The sequence below is a fragment of the Streptomyces sp. SID5910 genome, assembly GCF_009862125.1.
Taxonomy (GTDB): Bacteria; Actinomycetota; Actinomycetes; order Streptomycetales; family Streptomycetaceae; genus Streptomyces.
Window position 1 is genome coordinate 1 of sequence record NZ_WWHX01000482.1, and the last position, 4,727, is coordinate 4,727.

Sequence of the window (4,727 nt, forward strand, 5' to 3'; positions counted from 1 at the left end):
GGTCTGCGCGGCCACGAGTCCGGCGCCTTCACCTGGCGGGGCGTGGCCCGTCCCGCCGAGCGGACGCTGCGCTACGAGCCGGGCGACGCACCGGGCACGGCCCATGTGCGCTTCGCGGACGGCCGCCCCTTCCACGACCTGGACCTGACGTCGGGCCGCCATGTCGCCGACCACCCCTGCGCGGCCGACCTCTACCGCGGCGAGTTCACCGTCCGGGACCGGGACCACTGGCGGACGGTGTGGCGCGTGGGCGGCCCCGCCAAGGACCTGCTGCTGACCACCGACTACGTGCGCGAGGGCTAGCCCCGCAGCGGTGTCAGGCCGCCCCGTCGAAGCGGAGGTTCCAGCGGCCCGCGCGGCCCGTGAGCGTGGTCGTCGACAGCGGGCGCACGTCGAGGTTCCAGTACGTCGCGGGCGGGGCGTTCAGCGCGTACACCAGTGCCGCCCGGATCACGGAGGGCTCGGCCACCGCGACGATGCGGTCGCCGTCGTCGCCGGGCCGGGTGTCGAGCCAGCCGCCGACGCGGGTGATGAGGGCGAGCAGCGGCTCCCCGCCGTGCGGGGCGGAGCGCGGGTCGGCGAGCCAGGCGTCCACCGCGCCCGGCTCCCGGGCCATCGCCTCGCCGAGGGTCAGGCCTCCCCAGCGGCCCATGTCGCACTCGCGCAGGGCGAGTTGGGCCAGCGGGGCGTAGCCGAGGGCGTCGCCGGTGGCGCGGCTGCGGGGCGTGGGCGAGCAGTAGCGCAGCTCGGCCGCCGCGAGCGGCAGCAGGTCAGGCGCGGCGCGCAGCACCTCGTCCCAGCCGGCCTGGTCCAGCGGCCGGTCGTCCCCGAAGCGCTCCGCGAGCAGGGATGAGCTGCGCGCAGCCGCGACGAACGTGACCCGAAGCGCCATGCGGTGATGGTGGGCCGCGGAAGTGGGCTGGTCAAGAGGTGTTACCGGTGGGTCGCTCAAAGTGCGCCACGGCTCACGCGCCGAAGGCGGGGTGCACGCCTCCGGCGTCGGCCCGTCAGCCGCGCGCCCCCGCCTGCTCTTGCACCTCGGTCCAGGCCGTGCCCAGCCGCCGCACCCCCTCCGCGATCTCGCCCGTCCCGGCCACCGCGGCGAAGCTGAGGCGCAGGTGGGCGGCCGGGGGTTCGGCGCTGAAGTAGGGGCGGCCCGGGGTGATCGCGACGCCCGCGCGCAGGGCGGCCGCGGTCAGGGCGGCCTCCGCCGTACCGTCGGGCAGGCGCGGCCACAGATGGTAGCCGCCGGACGGGACGTGGGCCAGGGAGAACTGCGGCAGACGCAGGCGCAGCGCGGACGTCATCGCGTCGCGGCGGGCCTTCAACTCGGCCGATACCGCACGCAGATGACGCGGCCAGGCGGGCGAGCCGACGAGTTCGAGCGCCGCCTCCTGGAGGGGGCGGGGCACGAAGAAGGTGTCGACGACCTGGATGGCGCGCAGCCGCTCAAGGACGGGGCCGCGCGCGGCCAGGGCGCTCACCCGGAAGCTCGGCGAGGTCGCCTTGGTCAGCGAGCAGACGTGCACGACGACACCGTCCGGGTCGTCGGCGGCCAGCGGGCGCGGCAGGGGCCCCGCGTCCTCGTGCACGAGCCGCCGCACGAAGTCGTCCTCGACGACGAAGGCGCCGGCCTCGCGGGCGATGCGCAGCACCTCGCCGCGCCGCTCGGGGGCGAGCACGGCGCCGGTCGGGTTCTGGAAGAGGGGCTGGCAGACGAAGACGCGGGCGCCGGTCGCCCGGAAGGCGTCGGCGAGCAGGGCCGGCCGCACGCCGTCCGCGTCGACGGGCACCGGCACCGGGCGCAGGCCGGCGGCTCGCGCGATGGCCAGCATGCCGGGGTACGTCGGCGACTCGACGAGGACGGGCGCGCCGGGCGGTGCGAGGGCGCGCAGGGCGGTGGTCAGCGCCGACTGCCCGCCCGAGGTGACGAGCACCTCGGCGGCGGTGACCGCGCCGCCGATGCTGCGCGCGAACCACTCCCGCAGCTCCGGCAGCCCCTCCATCGGGGGCCGGCCCCACGCGCCGGGGCGGCGTCCCGCCCGGGACAGTGCCGCCGCCATGGCCCGTTCCGGCTGGAGCGAGGGGTGCAGATAGCCGCCGTTGAACTCGACGACGCCGGGCGGCGGCGCGGCCAGCGAGATCAGGACACCGGAGGCGTCCACCGAGCGCGGTACGAGGTCGGCGGCGCCGTCGGCACTGAGCGCGACCTCCTGCCAGGAGGTGTCCCCGGCCGGCGCGGCAACGGGCCGCGCGTGCGACCGGAAGGCCCCCGCGCCGGGCCGGGTCACGACCAGGCCCTCGGCGGCCAGTTGCGCCAGGGCCCGGGAGACGGTCACCGGGCTCACCCGGAAGCGGTCGACGAGGGCACGGCTGGACGGGAGCTTTCCACCGGGTGAGTAGCGGTCGAGCTCTCGTCGCAGCTGGTTCGCCAGTTCAGCGACACTGCTACGCTCTTGCATGAGAGTACAGAGTAGCGCTACCACTCCGGCGAGGATAGCGGTCGGCGGCCCGGCCACGGCATCCGGCGGACGATCCTCCGGCACTCTGATGGCCGCGCTCGGTGTCGTCGCGTTCTCGCTCACCTTCCCCGCCACCGCGTGGGGCCTGGAGGGCTTCGGCCCCTGGTCCCTGGTCGCGGTGCGCAGCGTCCTCGCCGCGCTGATCGCCGGGGGCTGTCTGCTCGCGCTGCGCGTGGCGCCGCCCGAGCGGCGGCACTGGGCCGGGCTCGCCGTGGTCGCCGCGGGCGTGGTCCTCGGCTTCCCCCTGCTGACCACGCTGGCCCTCCAGACCTCGACCACCGCGCACGCCGCCGTCGTGGTCGGCCTGCTCCCGCTGACCACCGCCCTGCTGTCCGCGCTGCGCATCGGCACCCGCCCCTCGCGCACCTTCTGGATCGCGGCGCTGGCGGGCGCGGCGGCCGTGGTGGCGTTCACGGTGCAGCAGAGCGGCGGCGCGCTGACCACGGCCGACGCCTACCTCTTCGCCGCGCTGCTGGTGTGCGCGGCCGGTTACACCGAGGGCGGCCGGCTGGCCAGGGTGATGCCGGGCTGGCAGGTCATCGGCTGGGCGCTGGTGCTGTGCCTGCCGCTCACCGTGCCCGCCACGGCGCTGGCCCTCGCGCACGAGCCCGTGCACCTGACCGCGCACAGCGTGGCCGGGGTGCTGTGGGTGGCGGCGGGCTCGCAGTTCCTCGGCCTGGTCGTCTGGTACCGGGGCATGGCGGCCATCGGCGTACCGAAGGCCAGCCAGTTGCAGCTGGCCCAGCCGCTGCTCACACTGGTGTGGTCGGTACTTCTCCTGGGCGAGCACCTGACGGTGGCCGCCCCGCTGACGGCGGCCGCGGTGCTGGTGTGCATCGCGGTGACGCAGCGGGCCCGGGGCTGAGCGGCAGACACGTGCGGCACACACGTGAGGAGGCCTCACTGATGCACGCGATGAAGGGCGACCAACTGGTGCAGCACGGCCGGGTGGTCGGTGAGCACGACAAGGTCGGCGAGATCGTCGAAGTGATGGGCGAGAAGGGCACTCCCCCGTACCGGGTCCGGTTCGAGGACGGGCACGAGGGCGTGTGCTCGCCCGGCCCCGACACCGAGATCCGGCACGGGGAGATGCAGGGGTAGCTCTCAGCGCGGGGTGTCCGCGGGCTGCTGGTAGTGGTCGGCGGACACCCGTGCCATCGCGCCGATCCGGTCGTCCGACACGTCCTTCGCGGCGAAGAAGACGTGCCCGCGCACCTCCGGGTGGTCGGCGGCCAGTGCCAGGTGCCGGGAGAGTTCGTCCCGGTCCTGCCACGCGGCGGGCTGCGCCGGGTCCCCGGCCTTGTACAGCGCCTCGCCCACGTAGAGCTGCGTCCGGCTGCCCCGGGCCACCTCCGCCCACCACGGCAGCAGCTTCGCGTAGTCGGCGGCCGGCTGGCCGATGTTCCAGTACAGCTGCGGGACGATGTAGTCGATCCAGCCCTCGCGCACCCACTTGCGGGTGTCCGCGTACAGGTCGTCGTACGTCTGGACGCCCGCGGTGGTCCCCGAGCCGCGCTCGTCGGTGGCGGCGTTGCGCCACACCCCGAAGGGGCTGACGCCGAAGCGGGCGGTGGGCCGGGCCTTCTTGACGCGAGCCGCGGTCTCCCGCACCAGCCGGTCGATGTTGTCGCGCCGCCAGTCGGCCTTGGTGGCGAAGCCGCTGCCGAAGGTGCGGTAGGTCCCGCCGTCGTCGAAGGCCTGGCCCGCCACCGGGTACGGGTAGAAGTAGTCGTCGAAGTGGACGCCGTCGACGGCGTACTTCTCCACCGCGTCGATCATCGCGTCCTGCACGAAGGCGCGGACCTCGGGCAGCCCCGGGTTGTAGTAGAGCTGCCCGCCGTACGGCACCACCCAGCCGGGGTTCCGGCGGGCGGGGTGCGCGGGCACGAGGTGGGACGGGTCGTCGTGCAGGGCGACCCGGTACGGGTTGAACCAGGCGTGCAGCTCCAGGCCGCGGGCGTGGGCCTCCTCGACGGCCGTGCCCAGCGGGTCCCAGCCCGGGTCCCTGCCCTGGCTGCCGGAGAGGTACGGCGACCACGGCTCGTACGCCGACGGCCACAGCGCGTCGGCCGTGGGCCGCACCTGGAAGATCACCGTGTTGAGACGGTGGCGGACCGCGGTGTCGAGGTGCTTGATCAGCTCCGCGCGCTGCTCGGACGCGCGCAGCCCGGCCCGGCTGGGCCAGTCTCGGTTGTTCACCGTGGA

General features: G+C 75.2%; 6 protein-coding genes. 3 read left to right on the plus strand and 3 right to left on the minus strand.

Translation table 11 applies throughout. The features are described 5' to 3' along the window. A partial coding sequence (locus GTW67_RS17085) for a DUF6314 family protein (protein WP_161165687.1) occupies window positions 1-303 on the plus strand: 303 nt, incomplete at its 5' end. A gap of 13 nt (window positions 304-316) precedes the next feature. Here GTW67_RS17085 and GTW67_RS17090 read toward each other — a convergent pair. Both GTW67_RS17090 and GTW67_RS17095 read right to left on the minus strand, forming a co-directional pair. Further along, window positions 317-892, minus strand: a complete 576-nt coding sequence (locus GTW67_RS17090; RefSeq protein ID WP_161165688.1) for a histidine phosphatase family protein — start codon at window positions 890-892, stop codon at window positions 317-319. Window positions 893-1,007: 115 nt separating this feature from the next. After that, window positions 1,008-2,462: an aminotransferase-like domain-containing protein gene (locus tag GTW67_RS17095; RefSeq protein WP_161165689.1), complete on the minus strand. Its 1,455-nt coding sequence runs from the start codon at window positions 2,460-2,462 to the stop codon at window positions 1,008-1,010. On the opposite strand from GTW67_RS17095, the gene GTW67_RS17100 reads away from it, so the two are divergent. Together GTW67_RS17100 and GTW67_RS17105 are read left to right on the plus strand one after the other, a co-directional pair. Next, window positions 2,461-3,387: a DMT family transporter gene (locus GTW67_RS17100; RefSeq protein ID WP_161165690.1), complete on the plus strand. Its 927-nt coding sequence runs from the start codon at window positions 2,461-2,463 to the stop codon at window positions 3,385-3,387. The genes GTW67_RS17095 and GTW67_RS17100 overlap by 2 nt on opposite strands. A gap of 41 nt (window positions 3,388-3,428) precedes the next feature. Beyond that, the gene (locus tag GTW67_RS17105) at window positions 3,429-3,623 is read left to right on the plus strand and encodes a DUF1918 domain-containing protein (protein ID WP_161165691.1); all 195 of its coding nucleotides are present in this window, start codon (window positions 3,429-3,431) and stop codon (window positions 3,621-3,623) included. Window positions 3,624-3,626: 3 nt separating this feature from the next. Here the strand turns inward: GTW67_RS17105 and GTW67_RS17110 are convergent. Further along, the coding region (locus GTW67_RS17110) for a glycoside hydrolase family 10-like protein (RefSeq protein ID WP_161165692.1) at window positions 3,627-4,727 on the minus strand (1,101 nt) is incomplete at its 5' end.

Excerpts from the sequence above, each read along its gene's own strand:
- GTW67_RS17105 (WP_161165691.1), top strand. The coding sequence starts at position 3,429 with ATGCACGCGATGAAGGGCGACCAACTGGTGCAGCACGGCCGGGTGGTC.
- GTW67_RS17090 (WP_161165688.1), bottom strand. The coding sequence starts at position 892 with ATGGCGCTTCGGGTCACGTTCGTCGCGGCTGCGCGCAGCTCATCCCTG.
- GTW67_RS17100 (WP_161165690.1), top strand. The coding sequence starts at position 2,461 with ATGAGAGTACAGAGTAGCGCTACCACTCCGGCGAGGATAGCGGTCGGC.
- GTW67_RS17095 (WP_161165689.1), bottom strand. The coding sequence starts at position 2,462 with ATGCAAGAGCGTAGCAGTGTCGCTGAACTGGCGAACCAGCTGCGACGA.